The 19,186-nt window shown below is 61.9% G+C and carries 19 protein-coding genes; 15 read left to right on the forward strand and 4 right to left on the reverse strand.

The genetic code is table 11. The annotated features are described in order from the left end of the window. Nucleotides 1–164: 164 nt before the first annotated feature. Nucleotides 165–344 carry a PA1571 family protein gene (locus ACM6IM_RS11565; protein WP_192301840.1) on the forward strand — a complete coding sequence of 60 codons (180 nt, stop codon included), beginning with the start codon at nt 165–167 and terminating at the stop codon, nt 342–344. A gap of 108 nt (nt 345–452) precedes the next feature. Here the strand turns inward: ACM6IM_RS11565 and pdxB are convergent, their stop codons facing one another. Next, nucleotides 453–1,595, reverse strand: coding sequence for a 4-phosphoerythronate dehydrogenase PdxB (gene pdxB, locus ACM6IM_RS11570; protein ID WP_414865184.1), 1,143 nt, complete (start codon nt 1,593–1,595; stop codon nt 453–455). Between the two features lie 216 nt (nt 1,596–1,811). Between pdxB and ACM6IM_RS11575 the strand changes: the two genes are divergently transcribed. Continuing rightward, complete coding sequence (locus tag ACM6IM_RS11575) at nt 1,812–3,242, forward strand: MATE family efflux transporter (RefSeq protein WP_414865185.1); 1,431 nt, start codon at nt 1,812–1,814, stop codon at nt 3,240–3,242. Here the strand turns inward: ACM6IM_RS11575 and tusA are convergent. Further along, nucleotides 3,215–3,466: a sulfurtransferase TusA gene (tusA, locus tag ACM6IM_RS11580; protein ID WP_192301843.1), complete on the reverse strand. Its 252-nt coding sequence runs from the start codon at nt 3,464–3,466 to the stop codon at nt 3,215–3,217. The two genes, ACM6IM_RS11575 and tusA, sit on opposite strands and share 28 nt — an antisense overlap. Nucleotides 3,467–3,522: 56 nt before the next feature. Next, nucleotides 3,523–4,596 (reverse strand): 23S rRNA (cytidine(2498)-2'-O)-methyltransferase RlmM, encoded by a 1,074-nt coding sequence (gene rlmM / locus ACM6IM_RS11585; RefSeq protein ID WP_201189383.1) that lies wholly within the window; start codon nt 4,594–4,596, stop codon nt 3,523–3,525. A gap of 382 nt (nt 4,597–4,978) precedes the next feature. Here rlmM and acnA point away from each other — a divergent pair, with 382 nt between their 5' ends. The 3 genes from acnA to ACM6IM_RS11600 all read left to right on the forward strand — a co-directional run bounded on the left by acnA (nt 4,979) and on the right by ACM6IM_RS11600 (nt 10,409). Further along, nucleotides 4,979–7,720 (forward strand): aconitate hydratase AcnA, encoded by a 2,742-nt coding sequence (gene acnA, locus ACM6IM_RS11590; protein ID WP_201189385.1) that lies wholly within the window; start codon nt 4,979–4,981, stop codon nt 7,718–7,720. 226 nt (nt 7,721–7,946) lie between these two features. Next, nucleotides 7,947–8,738, forward strand: a complete 792-nt coding sequence (locus ACM6IM_RS11595) for a type II CAAX prenyl endopeptidase Rce1 family protein (RefSeq protein WP_414865186.1) — start codon at nt 7,947–7,949, stop codon at nt 8,736–8,738. A gap of 105 nt (nt 8,739–8,843) precedes the next feature. Beyond that, nucleotides 8,844–10,409, forward strand: a complete 1,566-nt coding sequence (locus tag ACM6IM_RS11600; RefSeq protein WP_192301847.1) for a methyl-accepting chemotaxis protein — start codon at nt 8,844–8,846, stop codon at nt 10,407–10,409. A 186-nt stretch (nt 10,410–10,595) separates the two neighbouring features. Here ACM6IM_RS11600 and ACM6IM_RS11605 read toward each other — a convergent pair whose 3' ends face one another. Then, the gene (locus ACM6IM_RS11605) at nt 10,596–11,282 is read right to left on the reverse strand and encodes an alpha/beta family hydrolase (RefSeq protein ID WP_414865187.1); all 687 of its coding nucleotides are present in this window, start codon (nt 11,280–11,282) and stop codon (nt 10,596–10,598) included. 96 nt (nt 11,283–11,378) lie between these two features. Between ACM6IM_RS11605 and ccoN (ACM6IM_RS11610) the strand changes: the two genes are divergently transcribed. From ccoN (ACM6IM_RS11610) to ACM6IM_RS11655, 10 genes are all read left to right on the forward strand, one after another. Beyond that, the gene (ccoN, locus tag ACM6IM_RS11610; protein WP_192301848.1) at nt 11,379–12,803 is read left to right on the forward strand and encodes a cytochrome-c oxidase, cbb3-type subunit I; all 1,425 of its coding nucleotides are present in this window, start codon (nt 11,379–11,381) and stop codon (nt 12,801–12,803) included. A 10-nt stretch (nt 12,804–12,813) separates the two neighbouring features. Then, nucleotides 12,814–13,422, forward strand: coding sequence for a cytochrome-c oxidase, cbb3-type subunit II (gene ccoO, locus ACM6IM_RS11615; RefSeq protein ID WP_414865188.1), 609 nt, complete (start codon nt 12,814–12,816; stop codon nt 13,420–13,422). A gap of 3 nt (nt 13,423–13,425) precedes the next feature. After that, on the forward strand, nt 13,426–13,623 hold the full coding sequence (locus ACM6IM_RS11620; RefSeq protein ID WP_192301850.1) for a cbb3-type cytochrome oxidase subunit 3: 198 nt from the start codon (nt 13,426–13,428) through the stop codon (nt 13,621–13,623). Next, nucleotides 13,620–14,573, forward strand: coding sequence for a cytochrome-c oxidase, cbb3-type subunit III (ccoP, locus tag ACM6IM_RS11625; protein ID WP_192301851.1), 954 nt, complete (start codon nt 13,620–13,622; stop codon nt 14,571–14,573). Before ACM6IM_RS11620 ends, ccoP (ACM6IM_RS11625) begins: the two co-directional genes overlap by 4 nt. Nucleotides 14,574–15,056: 483 nt before the next feature. Next, nucleotides 15,057–16,499, forward strand: a complete 1,443-nt coding sequence (gene ccoN, locus ACM6IM_RS11630; protein ID WP_192301852.1) for a cytochrome-c oxidase, cbb3-type subunit I — start codon at nt 15,057–15,059, stop codon at nt 16,497–16,499. Then, nucleotides 16,499–17,107, forward strand: coding sequence for a cytochrome-c oxidase, cbb3-type subunit II (gene ccoO, locus ACM6IM_RS11635; RefSeq protein WP_192301853.1), 609 nt, complete (start codon nt 16,499–16,501; stop codon nt 17,105–17,107). Before ccoN (ACM6IM_RS11630) ends, ccoO (ACM6IM_RS11635) begins: the two co-directional genes overlap by 1 nt. Before the next feature lie 5 nt (nt 17,108–17,112). Beyond that, nucleotides 17,113–17,298, forward strand: a complete 186-nt coding sequence (locus ACM6IM_RS11640; RefSeq protein ID WP_032831505.1) for a CcoQ/FixQ family Cbb3-type cytochrome c oxidase assembly chaperone — start codon at nt 17,113–17,115, stop codon at nt 17,296–17,298. Beyond that, nucleotides 17,295–18,278: a cytochrome-c oxidase, cbb3-type subunit III gene (ccoP, locus tag ACM6IM_RS11645; protein ID WP_192301854.1), complete on the forward strand. Its 984-nt coding sequence runs from the start codon at nt 17,295–17,297 to the stop codon at nt 18,276–18,278. Before ACM6IM_RS11640 ends, ccoP (ACM6IM_RS11645) begins: the two co-directional genes overlap by 4 nt. Nucleotides 18,279–18,433: 155 nt before the next feature. Continuing rightward, nucleotides 18,434–18,688, forward strand: a complete 255-nt coding sequence (locus tag ACM6IM_RS11650) for a type II toxin-antitoxin system Phd/YefM family antitoxin (protein ID WP_192301855.1) — start codon at nt 18,434–18,436, stop codon at nt 18,686–18,688. Next, nucleotides 18,688–19,098 carry a type II toxin-antitoxin system VapC family toxin gene (locus ACM6IM_RS11655; protein ID WP_414865189.1) on the forward strand — a complete coding sequence of 137 codons (411 nt, stop codon included), beginning with the start codon at nt 18,688–18,690 and terminating at the stop codon, nt 19,096–19,098. Before ACM6IM_RS11650 ends, ACM6IM_RS11655 begins: the two co-directional genes overlap by 1 nt. Nucleotides 19,099–19,186: the final 88 nt, after the last annotated feature.

Genomic DNA, 19,186 nt, shown 5'->3' on the forward strand with positions numbered 1-19,186 from the left:
GCAATGACCACCCCCTAGGCGCTATTGGTCTAAGGCTCGGCTAGCCACACACGGTTATTTCTGGTGGACTGGCGTCGCCGCCCCGCAAAGATCGCAGGGAGTTGTCACAGCCCGGTCACCTGGCGGTTCTACAGTAAGCGCACAACCTGATGAGGAGACAGGCCATGTCCTTGCAAAACAGCAGCAGCGACAAGATTCAAGTGATCCGCACGCAACCGAACCAGTCTCTGGGTTGCTCGATCATTGACGAAAAAGGCCGCGAAGTACCAATCACCGAAGGCATGATCCAGGACGCCTGCCGCGAACTGGAAAAACGATTGGTCAAGCCTGCCAAACAAGATTGATATAGCCACCGTCTTCTGGACCCGGCCCTGATGGCCGGGTTTTTTGTGGGTGTTATCTGGAAAACACCTGGCGGGGCCGGGCCGCTCGCGACAGGCTCGCACGGTTTTCTAGATGACCGAAGCGCCCAGCGCCTCCACTATCCTGCGCAACTCAGGCGAATCCCCCTCGATCCGCACCTGCAACCCATCGATTTCCCGCCGCGATGGGTAGTGCTTGCGCAACGCGTCGAACGCCGCACGCTGTTCGCTCACGCTACCGACAAGGCTGCGGCGGAAATCCGCGTCGTCACGGCGCGGGTCGTACACGCCACGGCACACCATGGCCAGCGCCCAGGCCGGGTCGCAGTCGGCGTTCAATGTCACCTGTGACAGCCAGGGCGACGGCAACAGGTCGCTCAACTTGACCTGGGCAGGCAGTCCGAGGAAATCGCAGAACGCCTGATAGATCTGTGCCGTCCCGCGCTGTTTGCCATCGAGGCTGTAGCCGGCGATGTGCGGAGTGGCCAGTACACAGAGTTCAGCCAGCGCCACATCGACTTCGGGCTCGTTTTCCCAGACGTCCAGCACCGCTTGCAAGTCCTCGCGCTCGAGCAACACCTCACGCAGCGCAGCGTTATCCACCACCGGACCTCGGCTGGCGTTGATCAGCCAGGCGCCCGGCTTGAGCTGGTTCAGGCGGCGATCGTCAAACAGGTGCCAGGTCGATCCAGCGCCCGATCGGGTCAGCGGCGTGTGCAGACTGATGACATCGCATTGCTCGATGATGTGCTCGAGACTGACGAAATCGCCCCCCTGCGCGGCCTGCCGTGGCGGATCGCACACCAGCACATTCCAGCCCAGGCCCTGCAGCACCTTGACCAGCCGGCCACCGACTTCACCGGCACCGACCACACCGTAAGTGCGCTGGGTCAGGTCGGCGCCTTCGATGTCGGCGAGGGTCAGCAGACTGCCCAGTACATAGTCGACCACGCCACGGGCATTGCAGCCCGGAGCGCTGGACCAGGTGATGCCAGCCTGCTGGAAATAATCGAGGTCCAGGTGATCGGTGCCAATGGTGCAAGTACCGACGAAACGCACCTTGCTGCCTTCGAGAAGCGCGCGATCGACGCGGGTCACCGAACGCACCAGCAGGACATCGGCCTGCTCGACGGTGGCGCGGTCGATGGAACGCCCGGGTACCCGGCGGATTTCGCCGAAGCGGGCGAAGAACGCGTCGAGCAGCGGGATATTTTCGTCGGCAACAATCAGCATGGCAGGCTCCTTTGGCGGATCGGCAGTGTAGGCGCAGATGGCGGGTCACGCCTAGCGCGGCTCTCGGTTTTAACCGGTGGCTGCGCGCCCGACTGCTCCGACAACGGGTGAGTTCGATCCGGGGATTACAAATCGCTAACACAGGATTTTTCCTGACCGTTGCGTCAGGGCGTAGAATGCGCCGCCCAGCGCCTCAACTATTTGGACGTTTCGCCCTTGAATTCCGTGACCGACCGCCCCGCCGCTTCCCTTGCCCGCCTGGCCCGGGTCCGCCTGGAGCTGAAGAACCTGCTCGGCCTGGCGCTGCCCATCATGATTGCGCAACTGGCAACCACGGCGATGGGCTTCGTCGATGCGGTGATGGCCGGTCGTGTCGGCCCCAGAGACCTGGCGGCGGTGGCACTGGGCAACTCGATCTGGGTCCCGGTGTTCCTGTTGATGACCGGCACCCTGCTGGCCACCACGCCGAAAGTTGCCCAGCGTTTTGGCGCCGGCACCCACAGCGAAATCGGCCCGATCGTGCGCCAGGCTTTGTGGCTGGCAATTGTCGTGGGTTTGATCGCGACCACGCTGTTGCTGTGCGCCGAACCGGTACTGCACATCATGAAGGTCGACCCCGAGCTGATCGGGCCCTGCATGCAATACCTGCACGGCATCGCCAGCGGCTTACCGGCCGTCGCGCTCTACCACGTGCTGCGCTGTTTCAGCGATGGCCTGGGACGCACGCGCCCGGCCATGGTCATCGGCCTGTGTGCCCTGGCGCTGAATATCCCGCTGAACTACGTGTTCATTTATGGCCACTTCGGTGTGCCGGCCATGGGCGGTGTCGGGTGCGGCTGGGCCACGGCCATCGTGATGTGGATCATGGCGCTGGGCATGGCCGCCTGGGAACGCTGGGCGCCCGCCTATCGCTCGAGCCAGTTGTTCAGCCGTTTCGACTGGCCACAATGGTCGGTGATCAAACGCCTGCTGGCCATCGGCTTGCCGATCGGCATCGCGGTGTTCGCCGAGTCGAGCATCTTTGCCGTGATCGCGCTGTTGATCGGCAGCCTGGGCGCTACCGTGGTGGCGGGCCACCAGATCGCGCTGAACTTCAGCTCGCTGGTGTTCATGATCCCCTACTCCCTGGGCATGGCCGTGACCGTACGTGTCGGCCAGGCGCTTGGCCGCCAGGAGCCCCGTGAAGCGCGGTTCGCCGCCGGTGTCGGGATGGGCACCGCACTGGCCTATGCGTGTATTTCCGCGAGCCTGATGCTGCTGTTGCGCGAGCACATCGCGACGATCTACACCGCCGACCCGACGGTGATTCACGTGGCGGCGATGCTGATCGTGTATTCGGCGCTGTTCCAGTTTTCCGATGCGATCCAGGTCACGGCAGCCGGCGCACTGCGCGGGTACCAGGACACGCGGGTGACGATGGTCCTGACCCTGTTCGCCTACTGGGGCATCGGGTTGCCGGTAGGGTACACGCTGGGGTTGACCGACTGGTTCGGCGCGCCGAGCGGCCCGAGCGGGCTGTGGCAAGGCTTGATCGTAGGACTGAGCTGCGCGGCGCTGATGCTGACGATCCGCCTGACGCGCAGTGCGCGCCAGCGGATCCGCATCAGCCAGGGCGCGGGTCAGGCAAGTTTCTTGCGAATCCAGTAGAGGTAGGTGCCGGCCTCTTCATGCTGCGCGACCAATTCGTGGTCGAGGAATACGCAGAACTTGGGGATGTCGCGGCGGGTCGACGGGTCGGTGGCGATCACCTTGAGCAGGCCGCCGGGGGCCAGGTCACGGATGTGCTGGTGCAACATCATCACCGGCTCCGGGCAGTTGAGACCGGTGGCGTCGAGGGTGCCGTCTACCGGCGTATCAAGCAGTTCACTCATGATTTACTCCTGAAGCGGTGCGGCATTGTCGCGCAATGCCGATACATCGTCATCACTCAGCGGGCCTTGGGCTTCTTTACATCCAGCCGGCGCAAGTGGCAGGTGACCTCCTCGCGGTCGTGATACAGCTGCTTGCAGCCGATCTCGACCCGGATGCCGCGGGCCTTGAACCCATCGGCGATGCGCTCCAGCAAGCGCGTCACTTCGGCGTAGCGCTGTTTCATCGGCAACTTGAGGTTGACCACCGCTTCACGGCAATGACCTTCACCGATCCACTCTTCCAGCATCGCCGCATTGCGCGCGGGCTTCTCGACGATGTCGCAGACCATCCAGTCCACCGGTTGCCGGGGTTTGTAGGTGAAGCCATCGGCCATCAAATGTTGCACCAGGCCCGTGTCCATCAGGCTTTCGGCCATCGGGCCGTTATCGATGGCGGTCACCAGCATGCCGCGGTTGACCAGTTGCCAGGTCCAGCCACCCGGCGCGGCCCCGAGGTCGACACCGGTCATGTCGCTGTGCAGGCGCTCGTCCCACTGCTCCCGGGGGATGAAGTGGTGCCAGGCTTCTTCCAGCTTCAGGGTCGAGCGACTCGGCGCCTCACGGGGAAACTTCAGGCGTGGAATGCCCATCGGCCACATCGCCGAATTGTTCGGCTCGGCCAGGCCCAGGAACACTTCGCGACCGCTTTTGAAGGTCAGCAACAGACGTGGCTTGCTCGGGTCATCCACCAGTTTGCCCGCCGCCAACAGGGCCTTGCGCAGGTGCACCTCGAATTTCTTGCAAAAGTTCGACAGCGCCTTGCCGTCGTTGGTGTCGACCATTTCCAGCCACAGGCTGCCGCACGGGGCAACGTCCGCCAGATGCGCTAGGATCACGCTGATACGGTCGGTTTCCGGCAGATCGATGAACATCCCCCGGGCCCACTGGCGCGGGAAGATCAGATCGGCGAAACGCAGGCCGCGCATCAGGCGCTCGGCGCCCTCTTCTTCGGTACAGACGAACTCGGCATAGGCGCTGGCGGCTTTCGCCTTGGCGTAGCCGGCCACGTTGAGCCGAGCGGCGTGCTCGGAAATCTCCGAACAGACTTCACCTTCGAAGCCCGGTCGGCAATGCATGAAAAGGGTGTTCATCTTTACTCCTGGGCAGATGGCGAGACATTCAACCACTGCGCGATGCCCAGGCTTGCGTTGAAGCAAAGCCTGTCATGAAAACCGGCGCATGATAGCCGAGTTCGAGCCCCTGGACCCGGCGATTCAATGCAGCCCCCGGAATTTTGCCCGCCCATGCAAAGGACCCGGATGCAATATCCCTTGGTTTAGTGGCATCACACCATCTGACGATTGAGGCGATCCGGTCGAACCATCACGATGGTCACAGACTCTGAGTATCGTACCCACCGAGCTGCCAAAAAAAGGCAACCGGCCATTCGCCTTACGCAGCAAACAGGGCTAGGTTTAATGCTCTGCCCGTCCCCTCAGTCCGTAGCCGTGCGGACGCAAAGGAGTGATTGCAATGCCGTCCCTCGATAGCCTGAAAACCCTTAAAACCCTGCAAGTCGACGACAAGACGTACCACTATTTCAGCCTGCCCGACGCTGCAAAAAGCCTCGGTGACCTGGACAGGCTGCCGATGTCGCTGAAAGTCCTGCTGGAAAACCTGCTGCGGTGGGAGGACGAAAAAACCGTCACCGGCGCCGACCTGCGGGCAATTGCCGCCTGGCTCAAGGAACGCCGCTCGGATCGCGAAATCCAGTACCGCCCGGCGCGGGTGTTGATGCAGGACTTTACCGGCGTTCCCGCCGTGGTCGACCTGGCAGCCATGCGCGCTGCCATGGCCAAGGCCGGTGGCGATCCGCAGCGCATCAATCCGCTGTCGCCGGTGGACCTGGTGATCGACCACTCGGTGATGGTCGACAAATTTGCCAGTCCAAGCGCCTTCGAACAGAACGTCGACATCGAGATGCAGCGCAATGGCGAGCGTTATGCCTTTCTGCGCTGGGGCCAGAGTGCCTTCGACAACTTCAGCGTGGTGCCGCCGGGCACCGGCATCTGCCACCAGGTCAACCTTGAATACCTCGGCCGCACCGTCTGGACCAAGGACGAGGACGGTCGCACCTACGCCTTCCCCGATACCCTGGTGGGCACCGATTCCCACACCACCATGATCAACGGCCTCGGCGTACTGGGCTGGGGCGTCGGCGGTATCGAGGCGGAAGCGGCGATGCTCGGCCAACCGGTGTCGATGCTGATTCCGGAAGTGATCGGCTTCAAGCTCACCGGCAAGCTCAAGGAAGGCATCACCGCCACCGACCTGGTACTGACGGTCACGCAGATGCTGCGCAAGAAAGGTGTGGTCGGCAAATTCGTCGAGTTCTATGGCGATGGCCTGGCCGACCTGCCGCTGGCCGACCGCGCGACCATCGCCAACATGGCCCCGGAATACGGTGCCACCTGCGGCTTCTTCCCGGTGGATGACGTGACGCTGGACTACCTGCGCCTGTCGGGGCGCCCGCTCGACACCGTGAAGCTGGTCGAGGCCTACAGCAAGGCCCAGGGCCTGTGGCGCCTGCCGGGCCGGGAACCGGTGTTCACCGACAGTCTGGCACTGGACATGGCCAGCGTCGAAGCCAGCCTTGCCGGGCCCAAACGCCCACAGGACCGGGTCGCCCTGCCCAACGTTGCGCAGGCGTTCAGCGATTTCCTCGGCATCGCCCTCAAACCCACCAGCAAGGAAGAAGGCCGCCTCGAAAGCGAAGGCGGTGGCGGCGTGGCAGTGGGCAATGCCGACATGGCCGGCGAAGCGGATTACCAGTTCGAAGGCCAGACCCACCGGTTGAAAAACGGCGCTGTGGTGATCGCTGCCATCACCTCATGCACCAACACCTCCAACCCTAGCGTGATGATGGCCGCCGGCCTGGTGGCGAAAAAAGCCGTGGAGAAAGGCCTCAAGCGCAAACCCTGGGTGAAAAGCTCGCTGGCCCCCGGTTCCAAAGTGGTGACCGACTACTATAAGGCGGCCGGCCTGACGCCGTACCTGGATGAGCTCGGTTTCGACCTGGTGGGTTACGGCTGCACCACTTGCATCGGCAACTCCGGGCCGCTGCCCGAGCCGATCGAAAAAGCCATCCAGAGCGCCGACCTGACCGTCGCTTCGGTGCTGTCGGGCAACCGCAACTTCGAAGGCCGGGTGCACCCGCTGGTGAAAACCAACTGGCTGGCCTCCCCGCCGCTGGTCGTCGCCTACGCGCTGGCCGGCACGGTGCGCATCGATATCAGCAGCGAACCCTTGGGCGAAGACAAGGACGGCAACCTGGTCTACCTGCGGGACATCTGGCCAAGTACCCAGGAAATCGCCGACGCGGTGAACCAGGTCAACACAGCGATGTTCCACAAGGAATATGCCGAGGTGTTTGCCGGCGACGAACAATGGCAGGCGATCGAGGTACCCCAGGCGGCGACCTATGTCTGGCAGGATGATTCGACCTACATCCAGCACCCGCCGTTCTTCGACGACATCGGCGGCCCGCCGCCAGTGGTCAGGGACGTCACGGGTGCCCGGGTCCTCGCGCTGCTGGGCGACTCGGTGACCACCGACCACATCTCGCCCGCCGGCAACATCAAGTCCGACAGTCCGGCAGGGCACTACCTGCGGGAGAAAGGGGTGGAACCGCGCGACTTCAACTCCTATGGTTCCCGGCGCGGCAACCATGAAGTGATGATGCGCGGCACCTTCGCCAACATCCGCATTCGCAACGAGATGCTCGGCGGCGAGGAAGGTGGCAACACCCTTTACATCCCGACCGGGGAACGGATGGCGATCTACGACGCGGCCATGCGCTACCAGGCCAGCGGCACACCGCTGGTGGTCATTGCCGGTCAGGAATACGGGACCGGCTCCAGTCGCGACTGGGCTGCCAAGGGCACCAATCTGCTCGGGGTCAAGGCGGTCATCGCCGAAAGCTTCGAGCGCATCCACCGCTCCAACCTGGTGGGCATGGGCGTGCTGCCGCTGCAATTCAAGCTCGATCAAAACCGCAAGAGCCTGAACCTGACCGGCAAGGAAACCCTGGACATCCTTGGCCTGACCGGTGTCGAGCTGACCCCGCGCATGAACCTGACGCTGGTCATCACCCGAGAGAACGGCAGCCGCGAGAAGATCGAAGTGCTGTGCCGAATCGACACCTTGAATGAAGTCGAGTACTTCAAGTCAGGGGGGATCCTGCATTACGTACTGCGGCAATTGATTGCGTCTTGAGCAACGCCTGACGCCTGCACCGCCTTCGGGCGGTGTTTTTGTTTGCAGAGTCCCTATAATCGCCGCGCTTAACTGCCGAACGGTGATCCTCTGTGGGAGCGGGCTTGCTCGCGAAGGCGGATCGTCAGCCGACATCGACATTGACAGGAATACCGCTTTCGCGAGCAAGCCCGCTCCCACAATGTGGACTGCGCCGATTGCATCGCTACACCCACAAGGACACCCAATGCCCGCCCTGCCCTGGAGCTACCTTCTATTACTTTCCCTGGGTTACGGCCTGGCCCTGACGTATGGCCAGCTCGGCTGGCTGTCGGGGATTTCCTTGGCGTTGCTACTGATCGCCTGGTTCGCCGTACGCCAGCAACAACTGCGTTTGGGCCGCCAACTCGGGCACGCCCTGTTCATCTTCATGGCCCTCGCGCTGGCACTGCACTGGCTTCCCGGCTTCTACAACGGTCGCGGCATCAATCCGCAGCGCCTGACCGATGATGCGGTGCCGTTTTCCATGTACCTGAACCTGGACAAACCGCTGATCGGCTTCTGGCTGCTGCTGGTCTGCCCATGGATCGTTGGCCGGCGCTCACTGCGCCTGTCAGCGTACGCCACGGTGATGGGTCTGGCCGTGAGCGCCGTGCTGGCGCTGGGCGGTGCCGTGTCGCTGGGCGTGATCGAATGGGCCCCGAAATGGCCTGACCAGGCCTGGCTGTGGTTGTTCAACAACCTGTTGCTGGTGACGCTGGTGGAGGAAGCGCTGTTTCGCGGTTACATCCAGGGAGGGCTTGCCCGGGCGTTCAAACACCTGCCGCAAGGCGAACACCTGGCCCTGCTACTCGCGGCGTTGCTGTTTGGCCTGGCTCACTTGAGCGCGGGCTGGCAATGGGTGTTGCTGTCCGCCCTGGCGGGCATCGGCTACGGCCTGGCCTACCGCTTCGGCGGATTGGGGGCGGCCATTGCCACGCACTTCGGTTTGAACCTGCTGCATTTCGGCCTGTTCACCTACCCGATGCTGGCCGGCTGACGCAACGGTCACTTTGCGACGCACTGCCAAATATCAAAATATAATTTCAATTAATCGCTGGCGTTGCCGACAACCAGTGAAAGCCTTGCGGACAAAAAAAAAGCCATGCGTAACAACCAGCCCATTACTCAGAGCGAACGGACGTTCCCGGCTCAACAACGGTTGATTTCCACGACCGATACCAAGGGCGTCATCACCTACTGCAACGACGCGTTCGTCGACATCAGCGGGTATTCCCGTGATGAATTGATCCGTGCCCCCCACAACCTGGTCCGTCACCCCGACGTACCGGCCGCCGTGTTCGCCCACATGTGGGGCACGCTGAAACAGGGCCTGCCCTGGATGGGCATTGTCAAAAACCGCTGCAAAAGCGGTGACTACTACTGGGTCAACGCCTACGTCACGCCAGTCTATGAAGGCAATCAGGTCATCGGTTACGAGTCGGTACGGGTCAAACCCACCGCCGAACAGATCCAGCGCGCCAAAGCGCTTTACCAGCGCATCAACCAGGGCAAGTCGGCGATTCCATCCTCCGATAAATGGTTGCCGGTGCTGCAGGACTGGGTGCCGTTCATCCTGGTCAGCCAACTGAGCTTCATGATCGGCGCCTCGCTCAACTCCCAGTGGGGTTTTGCTCTGGCCGCCGGCCTTTCCGTGCCCCTGGGGCTGCTGGGGCTGAGCTGGCAACAGCGCGGCCTCAAGCGCTTGCTGCGCCTGGCCGAACAGACCACGTCCGATCCGCTGATCGCGCAGATGTACACCGACAGCCGTGGCGCACAGGCGCGCCTGGAGATGTCGATCCTCAGCCAGGAAGCACGCCTGCGAACCTGTCTGACCCGCCTGCAGGACACCGCCGAACACCTGACCGAGCAGGCCAGGCAATCCGACTCGCTGGCCCATGACAGTTCCACCGGCCTGGAGCGCCAGCGCGTCGAGACCGAGCAGGTGGCCACGGCGGTCAATCAGATGGCCGCCACCACTCAGGAAGTGGCCAGCCACGTACAGCGCACCGCCGACGCCACTCAGGAAGCCAATCGTCTGACCGGTCGTGGTCGCGACATTGCCGGGGAAACCCGCGATGCGATTCAGCGCCTGTCGGAGGTCGTGGGTGAAACCGGCCTGACCGTGACGCAACTGGCCAAGGACAGCGACGAAATCGGTGGCGTGGTCGATGTGATCAAGGGCATCGCCGACCAGACCAACCTGCTGGCGCTGAACGCGGCCATCGAAGCGGCGCGTGCGGGTGAGATGGGGCGCGGGTTCGCGGTGGTGGCAGACGAAGTCCGCCAACTGGCGCAGCGCACCAGCGAGTCCACCGGGCAGATCCACGCCCTGATCGCCAAGCTGCAACAAACCGCCAACTCCGCCGTGCAGACCATGGACGCTGGCCATCGTCAGGCCGAGGAAGGTGTGGCGCGGGTCCTGGAAGCAGATCAGGCACTGGTCGGGATCAGCGAGGCGGTGGCCAACATCACCGACATGACCACCCAGATCGCCGCCGCGACCGAAGAGCAAAGCTCGGTGGCCGAGGAAATCAGCCGCAACATCAGCAACATCTCACACCTGGCAGACCAGACCTCGGAACAGGCCCAGAACTCGGCGTTGCTCAGTGAAGAACTGATCAAGACCGCGAACACCCAGTATTCGCTGGTGGAGCGGTTCAACCGCTGAGGGTTGCTGTCAGTGACAAACCCGGACGGTGAAAACCTCCGGGTTTTTTATTGCCATTCTGAAAAGGTGAAGGCCTGAAGGTTGCCATCGCGAGCAGGCTCGCTCCCACAATGGTTCTGTGTTGACCGCAAATCCCCTGTGGGAGCGAGCCTGCTCGCGAAGAGGTGCCGGAAAGGCCTGCATGCCTCACCGCAGAAACGCAGCCACCCTCGCCGCCGCCGTCGCCAAATGCTGCTCATGGGTCAACCCGGAGGCCTTCAACGGCTTCAAATCATGGTCCCCCGCGGCCAGCCAGCCGATCTCGATGCCCGGTGACAGCGCATACCCCTCGACCCCCTCGCGATTGCCCAGCGCATCGCGCTCGCCCTGGACAATCAACGTGCGCGTCTTCAAGCCCGCCAGGTGATCGACCCGCGGCTTCTCGGGCTTGCCCACCGCGTAAAACGGATAACCCAGGCACACCAGCGCATCGGCTCCCAGCTCATCGGCCAAAAGACTGGCCATTCGACCGCCCATGGACTTGCCGCCGATGGCCAGGCGCCCGGCGACATGGCGTCGCACCACGGCATACACCTCACGCCAGCACTCCAGGAGTTTTGGCGCCGGGTTCGGCGGACGTTTACCGCCATCGACCCGACGCTGCGCCATGTAGGGAAACTCGAAGCGCACCACGTTGACGCCCCGTGCGGCGAGGCGCGCAGCCATGTCGTTCATCCAGTCGCTGTCCATCGGCGCACCGGCGCCATGGGCGAGTATCAGGGTCACCGGCTGCGCCGAATCCGTTGAAGAGGCCGCATTCCACAACCATCCATGTTCGTGCAGGCACCGCGCCCATTGATCCCCGTCAATACTGGCCTTGTGCTCTTTGTCCATGCTTGCCTCGCTTTTAGTCTGCCTATAACTCCAGTCGAAGGGTGCGTCTGCCTTGCGCGAACGTCTTTCCTTGGGCTGAACCGTGGATGGGGAACCATGAACACTTCTATCAGTACCGCCTACAACTACAAGGTGGTCCGCCAATTCGCCATTATGACGGTGGTGTGGGGCATCGTCGGCATGGGGCTCGGGGTTTTTCTCGCGGCTCAATTGGTCTGGCCCGAACTCAACTTCAACTTGCCGTGGACCAGTTTCGGGCGTTTGCGCCCACTGCACACCAACGCGGTGATCTTCGCCTTCGGCGGCTGCGCCCTGTTCGCCAGTTCGTTCTATTCGGTGCAGCGCACCTGCCAGACACAACTGTTTGCACCGAAAATCGCTGCATTCTGCTTTTGGGGCTGGCAACTGGTGATCCTGCTGGCGGCGATCAGCCTGCCACTGGGCTACACCAGTTCCAAGGAATACGCCGAACTGGAATGGCCGATCGACATCCTGATCACCATCGTCTGGGTTGCCTACGCCATCGTGTTCTTCGGCACGATCATGAAGCGCAACACCAAGCACATCTATGTCGGTAACTGGTTCTTCGGCGGGTTCATCCTCACCGTGGCCATCCTGCACATCGTCAACAACCTTGAGTTGCCGGTGAGCCTCACCAAGTCCTACTCGCTGTATGCCGGTGCAACCGACGCCATGGTCCAGTGGTGGTACGGCCACAACGCCGTGGGCTTCTTCCTGACCGCCGGCTTCCTGGGGATGATGTACTACTTCGTGCCGAAACAGGCCGAGCGTCCGGTGTATTCCTATCGCCTGTCGATCGTGCACTTCTGGGCACTGATCACCCTCTACATCTGGGCCGGTCCGCATCACCTGCACTACACCGCGCTGCCGGACTGGGCGCAGTCGCTGGGCATGGTGATGTCGCTGATTCTGCTGGCACCGAGCTGGGGCGGGATGATCAACGGCATGATGACCCTGTCGGGTGCCTGGCATAAGTTGCGAAGCGACCCGATCCTGCGCTTCCTCGTGGTGTCGCTGGCGTTCTACGGCATGTCGACCTTCGAAGGTCCGATGATGGCGATCAAGACCGTCAACGCCCTCTCCCACTACACCGACTGGACCATCGGCCACGTACACGCCGGGGCACTCGGCTGGGTGGCCATGATCTCCATCGGTGCGCTGTACCACATGATTCCCAAAGTCTTCGGTCGCGAGCAGATGCACAGCCTCGGCCTGATCAACGCGCACTTCTGGCTGGCGACCATCGGCACCGTGCTGTACATCGCCTCGATGTGGGTCAACGGCATTGCCCAAGGCCTGATGTGGCGCGCAGTCAACGAAGACGGCACGCTGACTTACTCCTTCGTCGAAACCCTGGTGGCCAGCCACCCAGGCTTCATCGTGCGACTGGTGGGCGGTGCGATCTTCCTCAGCGGCATGTTCCTGATGGCTTACAACACCTGGCGCACCGTGCGGGCCTCGCAGCCTGCTGACGTCGTTGCTGCCGCGCAAATGGCCTGAGGAGTCCACCATGAAACACGAAACGATTGAAAAGAACGTCGGCCTGCTGATGCTGCTGATGGTGTTCGCCGTGAGCATCGGCGGCCTGACCCAGATCGTCCCGCTGTTCTTCCAGGACGTGACCAACAAACCGGTCGAAGGCATGAAGCCCTACACCGCACTGCAACTGGAAGGCCGCGACATCTACATCCGCGAAGGTTGCGTCGGTTGCCACTCGCAGATGATCCGCCCGTTCCGCGCCGAAACCGAACGCTACGGTCACTACTCGGTCGCCGGTGAAAGCGTCTGGGACCACCCGTTCCTGTGGGGCTCCAAGCGTACCGGTCCGGACCTGGCCCGGGTCGGCGCCCGCTACTCCGATGACTGGCACCGCGCGCACCTGTACAACCCGCGCAACGTCGTGCCTGAGTCGAAGATGCCCGCCTACCCATGGCTGGTGGCCAATCAGCTCGACAGCAGCCACACCGAAGCGAAGATCAAGGCCATGCGCACCCTCGGCGTGCCTTACACCGACGCCGACATTGCCGGCGCGACCGAGTCGATCAAGGGCAAGTCGGAAATGGACGCGCTGGTCGCCTACCTGCAAGTGCTCGGCACTGCCATCAAGAGCAAGAGGTGAGCCATGGACCTGGAAATGAGTACTGGCCTGATCCGCGGCCTGGGCACGGTCGTGGTGTTCGTGGCCTTCGTCGGCCTGACGCTGTGGGTGTTCAACGGCAAGCGCAATCCGGAATTCGCCGAAGCGCGCCTGCTGCCGTTCGCCGATGAGCCACAACCTGATAGCACCCAAGAAACTGTCACAAGGAGTACCCGGTCATGACCACCTTCTGGAGTACGTGGATCTGCGTACTGACCATCGGCAGCCTGATCGGCCTGACCTGGCTGCTGATCGGCACCCGCAGGGGCGAAACCAAGGGCAGTGTCGACCAGACCATGGGCCACAGCTTCGACGGCATCGAGGAGTATGACAACCCGCTGCCGCAGTGGTGGTTCATGCTGTTCGCCGGCACGCTGGTGTTTTCCGTCGGCTACCTGATCCTTTACCCGGGCCTGGGCAACTGGAAAGGCATCCTGCCGGGCTATGAGAACGGTTGGACGGGCGCCAACGAGTGGGAAAAGGAGATGACCAAGGCAGACGCCAAGTTTGGGCCAATCTTCGCCAAATTCGCCGCCATGCCCGTGGAAGAAGTGGCCAAGGACCCGCAAGCGCTGAAAATGGGCGGCCGCCTGTTTGCCTCCAACTGCGCCGTGTGCCACGGCTCCGACGCCAAGGGCGCCTTCGGCTTCCCGAACCTGACCGACAGTGTCTGGCGCTGGGGCGGTAACGCCGACACCATCAAGACCACCATCCTCGGCGGACGCATCGCTGCGATGCCGGCCTGGGGTGAGATTCTCGGTGAAGCCGGCGTGAAAAACGTTGCCGCCTACGTGCGTCATGACCTGGCCGGCCTGCCATTGCCGGCTGACGACACCGCCGACCTGCAAGCCGGACAGCAAGCGTTCAGCACCACATGCGTAGCCTGTCACGGTGCGAACGGCCAGGGCACTGAAGCCATGGGCGCGCCGAACCTGACGCAACCGGCCGGTTTCATCTACGGCACCAGCCTGGCGCAACTGCAACAGACCATTCGCCACGGCCGCCAGGGCCACATGCCGGCGCAGAACGAACTGCTCGGCAACGACAAGGTGCAACTGCTGGCTGCCTACGTTTACAGCCTGTCCCACGGTGTGAATAAAGAGCGTTTGCAGGCTGAAGGCAAAAGCGAATAATTCCTGACCGCTCTACTGCCGCATTTTTCCGAATGCGGCAGTTCCCCGCCCCTTTTGCGACTCATTGTCGCACCCCTCCTCCCGTCCTCCTTTCGGTTACCCGGATTCGGGTCTAAGCTTCCTGCGACACGCGATGGCAAGTGCCGGCTCCAGGTCGACCCAACCGATGTGTGCGACGAATCCAGGCGATGACAGGCCGCAAAGGCTGGTAGATACCGGCTGTCGCGCCACCTGCCCCCGATCCCCTTTTCGTTGCGTTTGAACACACCTCGTTACACACGACCCGATCCCCGCCCCACTCTCGTTCGCAATGACATTTTGTCGTGGGGTATTTTTAACCCTACGTGGCGCATGGAAAGGCCGCAGAATCAGCGGTTGAAAGCATTGACCCAGGTCATGGCGCGTTGCAATGACCCCCCGCTTTCTCCATACTTGCGACCGATTTTTACTCCTAATAAAACACCCAAACCGTGGAACCTTAGAATGAGCACAGCAATCAGTCCGACTGCTTATAACTATAAGGTAGTCCGCCAGTTCGCCATCATGACGGTGGTCTGGGGGATCCTTGGCATGGGGCTCGGTGTCTTCATCGCCTCACAGCTCGTATGGCCGGAATTGAACTTCGGTCTGCCGTGGACGACTTTTGGACGCTTACGCCCGCTGCACACCAACCTGGTGATTTTTGCCTTCGGTGGTTGTGCATTGTTTGCCACTTCTTACTACGTCGTGCAGCGAACCTGCCAAACGCGACTGATTTCCGACAGCCTGGCTGCCTTCACCTTCTGGGGATGGCAAGCGGTGATCGTCGGCGCGATCATTACCTTGCCGCTGGGTTACACCACCACCAAGGAATACGCGGAACTGGAATGGCCTCTGGCTATTCTGCTGGCCATTGTCTGGGTGACCTACGGTCTGGTGTTCTTCGGCACCATCACCAAGCGCAACACCAAGCACATCTATGTGGGTAACTGGTTCTACGGTGCCTTCATCGTCGTGACGGCCATGCTGCACATCGTCAACCATGCCTCCCTGCCGGTCAGCTTCTTCAAGTCCTACTCGGCCTACTCCGGTGCGACCGACGCGATGATCCAGTGGTGGTACGGCCACAACGCCGTGGGCTTCTTCCTGACCACCGGCTTCCTGGGGATGATGTACTACTTCGTGCCGAAGCAGGCCGAACGTCCTATCTACTCCTATCGCCTGTCGATCGTGCACTTCTGGGCACTGATTACCCTGTACATCTGGGCCGGCCCGCACCACCTGCACTACACCGCGCTGCCGGACTGGGCACAATCGCTGGGCATGGCGATGTCGATCATCCTGCTGGCCCCGAGCTGGGGCGGCATGATCAACGGCATGATGACCCTGTCGGGCGCCTGGCATAAGTTGCGCACCGACCCGATCCTGCGCTTCCTCGTGGTGTCGCTGGCGTTCTACGGCATGTCGACCTTCGAAGGTCCGATGATGGCGATCAAGACCGTCAACTCGCTGTCGCACTACACCGACTGGACCATCGGCCACGTACACGCCGGGGCACTCGGCTGGGTAGCGATGATCTCGATCGGCGCCATCTACCACATGATTCCGAAACTGTTCGGCCGCACGCAGATGCACAGCGTTGGCCTGATCAACGCGCACTTCTGGCTCGCGACCATCGGCACCGTGCTGTACATCGCCTCGATGTGGGTCAACGGCATTACCCAGGGCCTGATGTGGCGTGCAATCAACGATGACGGCACCCTCACCTACTCGTTCGTCGAAGCGTTGCAAGCCAGCCACCCTGGTTTCATCGTTCGCGCCCTGGGTGGTGCGTTCTTCGCCACCGGCATGCTGTTCATGGCCTACAACGTTTTCCGTACCGTACGCGCCTCGAACCCGGTTGAAGCCAAAGCCGCCGAACAGATTGCTGTAGTTGGAGCTCACTGATGAAGCATGAAGCAGTCGAGAAGAATATTGGCCTGCTGGCCTTCTTCATGGTTATCGCCGTCAGCGTCGGCGGCCTGACCCAGATCGTTCCGCTGTTTTTCCAGGACGTCACCAACAAGCCGGTCGAAGGCATGAAGCCGCGCACCGCCCTTGAACTGGAAGGCCGCGACATCTACATCGCCAACGGTTGTGTCGGCTGCCACTCGCAGATGATCCGCCCGTTCCGTGCTGAAACCGAACGTTACGGCCACTACTCGGTCGCCGGTGAAAGCGTCTGGGACCACCCGTTCCTGTGGGGTTCCAAGCGTACCGGTCCGGACCTGGCCCGTGTCGGCGGTCGTTACTCCGATGACTGGCAACGTGCGCACCTGTACAACCCGCGCAACGTGGTGCCCGAGTCGAAAATGCCGGCCTACCCGTTCCTCGTGGAAAACAAGCTCGACGGCAAGGACACCGCGAAGAAAATGGAAGTCCTGCGTACGCTCGGCGTCCCTTACACCGACGAAGACATCGCCGGTGCCCAGGAGGCCGTGAAAGGCAAGACCGAAATGGACGCGCTGGTGGCCTATCTGCAAGGCCTGGGCACCATCATCAAAAGCAAACGGTGATCTAGATGGATATCGGGATGATTCGTGGCCTGGGCACCGTCGTCGTGATGGTGGCCTTCGTAGGTTTGGCCCTGTGGGTGTTCAGCCCCAAGCGCAAGTCGGAGTTTGAAGACGCGACCCTGCTGCCTTTCGCGGATGATCCCGAAGCCATCAAGCACGTCGAGCAAGCTTCTAGGAGTAACAAAGAATGACTACATTCTGGAGTCTGTATGTCACAGTCCTCAGTCTCGGCACGATCTTTTCCCTGACCTGGCTGCTGCTGTCCACCCGCAAGGGCCAGCGCGCCGAGCAGACCGAAGAGACCGTCGGCCACTCTTTCGACGGGATCGAGGAGTACGACAACCCGCTGCCGAAATGGTGGTTCATGCTGTTCGTGGGCACCATCGTTTTCGCACTGGGCTACCTGGTGCTGTACCCGGGCCTGGGTAACTGGAAAGGCCTGCTGCCGGGTTACAACTACCTGGATAACGAAAAGCAGACCGCGTTCGCCAACGGCCAGACCGGCTGGACCGGCGTTCACGAGTGGGAAAAGGAAATGGCCAAATCGGACGCCAAGTTTGGGCCGATCTTCGCCAAATTCGCCTCCATGCCGATCGAAGAAGTGGCCAAGGATCCGCAAGCCCTGAAGATGGGTGGCCGCCTGTTCGCCTCCAACTGCTCGGTTTGCCACGGTTCCGACGCCAAGGGCGCCTACGGTTTCCCGAACCTGACCGACGCCGACTGGCGCTGGGGCGGCGAACCGGAAACCATCAAGACCACCATCATGGGCGGACGTCACGCCGTGATGCCGGCCTGGGCTGAAGTGATCGGTGAGCAAGGCGTGGCGGATGTCGCGGCATTCGTGCTGACCAGCCTCGATGGCCGCAAGCTGCCGGAAGGCACCAAGGCTGACCCGGTTGCCGGCCAGAAACTGTTCGCTGCCAACTGCGTGGCCTGCCACGGCCCGCAAGGCAAAGGCACGCCAGCCATGGGCGCACCTGACCTGACCCACCCGGGCGCGTTCATCTACGGCTCGAGCTTCGCTCAACTGCAGCAGACCATCCGTTACGGCCGTCAGGGCCAGATGCCTGCGCAGGAACAGCTGCAAGGGAACGACAAGGTCCACCTGCTGGCCGCTTACGTCTACAGCCTGTCTCACGGCGAGAAGGCTCCGGCGCAAGACGCTCAGTAAGTCGAACGTCGGTTGTAAAAAAGGCCCCGCTATCCAGCGGGGCCTTTTTTTATCCGCTGAAAACAACCGGCGGTCGCGCACTGCTGCGGCAGTGTTGCGAGCCCCGGAGCCAGGTAGTAACGTTTCTACATAGACACTCGGGAGGCTTGCCCTTGATGGCCATTACTACTATTTCCAGCCGCGAATTCAACCAGGACACAAGTGGTGCCAAAAAAGCCACGCGCCAGGGTCCGGTTTTCATCACCGATCGAGGCAAACCGGCTCATGTACTGCTAAGCATTGAGGAGTACCAGAAACTGACCGGCCTCAACGCCGACATCGTCGATCTTCTGGTCATGCCGGAAGCGGCGGACATCGAGTTCGAAACCGAGCGCACCGTGATCTCTCACCGCCCCGTGGATTTGTCCTGATGTTCCTGCTCGACACCAACGTGATCTCTGAACTGCGCAAACCCCAGGCTGACGCCAATGTCGTCGCCTGGGCCAAAAGCATCGTCGCGCCGCGAATGTTCATCTCGGCGATTACCTTGAAGGAACTGGAGACCGGCGTTTTACGCATGGAGCGTCGCGATCCTGTACAGGGAAAGATCCTGCGCACCTGGCTCAAGCGCCGCGTCCTGCCTGCATTCGACACCCGAATTCTGCCGGTCGACGCCGCCGTGGCCCTTCGCTGTGCCAGCCTGCACGTACCCGACCGTGCCAACGAAGCCGATGCATTGATTGCCGCCACCGCACTGGTTCACGGCCTGACCGTGGTCACGCGCAACGTCGGCGACTTTCAATCCAGTGGCGTGGCATTGATCAACCCCTGGGCCGACTGACCGCCAACACTGGGAAAACCGTCCATAATTTCACCAGTCAATTGATTCAGGTCATTACACTGTCAGTTCATTTCCACCAACGTGACCA

Source organism: Pseudomonas sp. IT-P12 (genome assembly GCF_949767465.1).
Lineage (GTDB): Bacteria > Pseudomonadota > Gammaproteobacteria > Pseudomonadales > Pseudomonadaceae > Aquipseudomonas.